This window comes from Aeromonas sp. Y311-2 (assembly GCF_027706025.1).
Classification (GTDB): Bacteria; Pseudomonadota; Gammaproteobacteria; order Enterobacterales; family Aeromonadaceae; genus Aeromonas; species Aeromonas veronii.
The window spans coordinates 1-3,385 of record NZ_JAPDCL010000056.1; the positions used below are offsets into that span (position 1 = coordinate 1).

The following is a 3,385-nucleotide window of genomic DNA, read 5'->3' on the forward strand; positions in this document are numbered from 1 at the left end:
GTAAGCAGAGTTTTTGAAATGTAAGGCCTTTGAATAAGACAAAAGGCTGCCTCATCGCTAACTTTGCAACAGTGCCGGATTGAATATAACCGACGTGACTGTTACATTTAGGTGGCTAAACCCGTCAAGCCCTCAGGAGTGAATCATGACCGTAGTCACGACCGCCGATACCTCCCAACTGTACGCACTTGCAGCCCGACATGGGCTCAAGCTCCATGGCCCGCTGACTGTCAATGAGCTTGGGCTCGACTATAGGATCGTGATCGCCACCGTCGACGATGGACGTCGGTGGGTGCTGCGCATCCCGCGCCGAGCCGAGGTAAGCGCGAAGGTCGAACCAGAGGCGCGGGTGCTGGCAATGCTCAAGAATCGCCTGCCGTTCGCGGTGCCGGACTGGCGCGTGGCCAACGCCGAGCTCGTTGCCTATCCCATGCTCGAAGACTCGACTGCGATGGTCATCCAGCCTGGTTCGTCCACGCCCGACTGGGTCGTGCCGCAGGACTCGGAGGTCTTCGCGGAGAGCTTCGCGACCGCGCTCGCCGCCCTGCATGCCGTCCCCATTTCCGCCGCCGTGGATGCGGGGATGCTCATCCGTACACCGACGCAGGCCCGTCAGAAGGTGGCCGACGACGTTGACCGCGTCCGACGCGAGTTCGTGGTGAACGACAAGCGCCTCCACCGGTGGCAGCGCTGGCTCGACGACGATTCGTCGTGGCCAGATTTCTCCGTGGTGGTGCATGGCGATCTCTACGTGGGCCATGTGCTCATCGACAACACGGAGCGCGTCAGCGGGATGATCGACTGGAGCGAGGCCCGCGTTGATGACCCTGCCATCGACATGGCCGCGCACCTTATGGTCTTTGGTGAAGAGGGGCTCGCGAAGCTCCTCCTCACGTATGAAGCGGCCGGTGGCCGGGTGTGGCCGCGGCTCGCCCACCACATCGCGGAGCGCCTTGCGTTCGGGGCGGTCACCTACGCACTCTTCGCCCTCGACTCGGGTAACGAAGAGTACCTCGCTGCGGCGAAGGCGCAGCTCGCCGCAGCGGAATGAGCGAACGTCGATATAGCCCGCTCGCGACGCTGTTCGCGGCGACCTTTCTCTTCCGGATCGGCAACGCGGTGGCGGCCCTCGCGCTTCCATGGTTCGTCCTGTCTCATACAAAGAGCGCGGCCTGGGCGGGCGCCACGGCCGCTAGCAGCGTCATCGCGACCATCATCGGCGCGTGGGTTGGTGGTGGCCTCGTCGATCGGTTCGGGCGCGCGCCCGTCGCATTGATCTCGGGTGTGGTGGGCGGCGTGGCCATGGCGAGCATCCCACTGCTCGATGCCGTTGGCGCCCTCTCGAACACTGGGCTGATCGCTTGCGTGGTGCTCGGTGCCGCGTTCGACGCACCCGGTATGGCCGCGCAGGACAGTGAGCTGCCCAAACTCGGCCACGTCGCCGGGCTCTCCGTTGAGCGCGTCTCGTCACTGAAAGCGGTGATCGGGAACGTCGCGATTCTAGGTGGCCCGGCCCTTGGGGGGGCCGCAATCGGCCTGCTTGGCGCTGCGCCAACGCTCGGGCTGACGGCGTTCTGCTCCGTCCTTGCAGGTCTGCTCGGCGCGTGGGTGCTTCCCGCGCGTGCCGCTCGGACGATGACCACGACGGCGACTCTCTCCATGCGCGCCGGCGTCGCTTTTCTCTGGAGCGAACCCCTGCTGCGCCCTCTCTTTGGTATAGTGATGATCTTCGTGGGCATCGTTGGCGCCAACGGCAGCGTCATCATGCCTGCGCTGTTTGTAGATGCAGGACGCCAAGTAGCAGAGCTCGGGCTGTTCTCCTCAATGATGGGGGCTGGTGGTCTCCTTGGCATTGCCATTCATGCGTCGGTCGGCGCCCGGATATCAGCGCAGAACTGGCTGGCGGTGGCATTTTGTGGCTCTGCGGTGGGCTCGCTTCTGCTTTCACAGTTGCCAGGCGTGCCGGTGCTGATGTTGTTGGGCGCGCTCGTGGGACTGCTGACCGGCTCAGTCTCTCCCATTCTCAACGCTGCCATCTACAACCGCACGCCGCCAGAACTTCTCGGCCGGGTACTCGGCACGGTCTCGGCGGTGATGCTGTCAGCCTCGCCCATGGTTATGCTTGCGGCCGGCGCGTTTGTCGACCTTGCTGGTCCGCTCCCTGGCCTCGTTGTATCGGCCGTGTTTGCGGGGCTCGTGGCTCTACTCTCGCTCCGTCTTCAATTTGCTACAATGGCGGCGGCAGCCACAGCCTCCGCCCCAACCCATACAGAAGGTGAACACTGATGCCCCGCCCCAAGCTCAAGTCCGATGACGAGGTACTCGAGGCCGCCACCGTAGTGCTGAAGCGTTGCGGTCCCATAGAGTTCACGCTCAGCGGAGTAGCAAAGGAGGTGGGGCTCTCCCGCGCAGCGTTAATCCAGCGCTTCACCAACCGCGATACGCTGCTGGTGAGGATGATGGAGCGCGGCGTCGAGCAGGTGCGGCATTACCTGAATGCGATACCGATAGGCGCAGGGCCGCAAGGGCTCTGGGAATTTTTGCAGGTGCTCGTTCGGAGCATGAACACTCGCAACGACTTCTCGGTGAACTATCTCATCTCCTGGTACGAGCTCCAGGTGCCGGAGCTACGCACGCTTGCGATCCAGCGGAACCGCGCGGTGGTGGAGGGGATCCGCAAGCGACTGCCCCCAGGTGCTCCTGCGGCAGCTGAGTTGCTCCTGCACTCGGTCATCGCTGGCGCGACGATGCAGTGGGCCGTCGATCCGGATGGTGAGCTAGCTGATCATGTGCTGGCTCAGATCGCTGCCATCCTGTGTTTAATGTTTCCCGAACACGACGATTTCCAACTCCTCCAGGCACATGCGTAAACGGAGGTGTGCAGAGTCCCTGCGGCAGGCGACGAACACGACCGTCGTCGATTAGTACCGGTACGGTCGGTGGTATCGAAGTCTTGATCACCACTCAGGTCTACGGCTTACAAATGGTGACCATCCCGATACTTGCGTCAGAGCACCGGGCCGATTCTTTGACAGTGAATCACTCCCGTAAGGTTGTGCCGGTGTGGGTGTCCCGGGTCGAGACGATACTCCGCCAATGCGCCCAGCAAACAACCTGGCCATCGCAGGTGGTGGGGAGCGGTGTGGCGGATGAGTTGGACAAGTTGGTGTAGCAGCACGAGCACGGCGAGATAACATCGCAGGAGTTCGACATGCTCAAGAGACAGCTGATTGCGAATCGCGATGCAGATTCATAACCCGATTGCGGGTTGGCTTCACTCCACCATCACCGAGCAGACTAGCACGGCGGGCTCTGTTGCAAAGATTGGCGGCAGTCAGAGGTAGGCTGTCGCTCTGCGCCGATCAGGCGGCTGCTGCGAAATGGT

At 62.6% G+C, this 3,385-nt stretch carries 3 protein-coding genes; all 3 read left to right on the forward strand.

What is annotated here, in order from left to right:
* Positions 1–145 precede the first annotated feature (145 nt).
* The 3 genes from OKC42_RS22505 to mphR(A) are packed head-to-tail and all read left to right on the forward strand — an operon-like array spanning position 146 to position 2,870.
* Complete coding sequence (locus OKC42_RS22505; protein WP_000219391.1) at positions 146–1,051, forward strand: Mph(A) family macrolide 2'-phosphotransferase; 906 nt, start codon at positions 146–148, stop codon at positions 1,049–1,051.
* Positions 1,048–2,286, forward strand: coding sequence for a macrolide resistance MFS transporter Mrx(A) (mrx(A), locus tag OKC42_RS22510; RefSeq protein ID WP_000004159.1), 1,239 nt, complete (start codon positions 1,048–1,050; stop codon positions 2,284–2,286). Before OKC42_RS22505 ends, mrx(A) begins: the two co-directional genes overlap by 4 nt.
* Positions 2,286–2,870, forward strand: coding sequence for a macrolide-binding transcriptional repressor MphR(A) (gene mphR(A), locus OKC42_RS22515; protein WP_001137892.1), 585 nt, complete (start codon positions 2,286–2,288; stop codon positions 2,868–2,870). Before mrx(A) ends, mphR(A) begins: the two co-directional genes overlap by 1 nt.
* Positions 2,871–3,385: the final 515 nt, after the last annotated feature.

Bases quoted from the DNA above. Each gene is read 5' to 3' on its own strand.
- OKC42_RS22505 (WP_000219391.1), top strand. From the start codon at position 146: ATGACCGTAGTCACGACCGCCGATACCTCCCAACTGTACGCACTTGCA.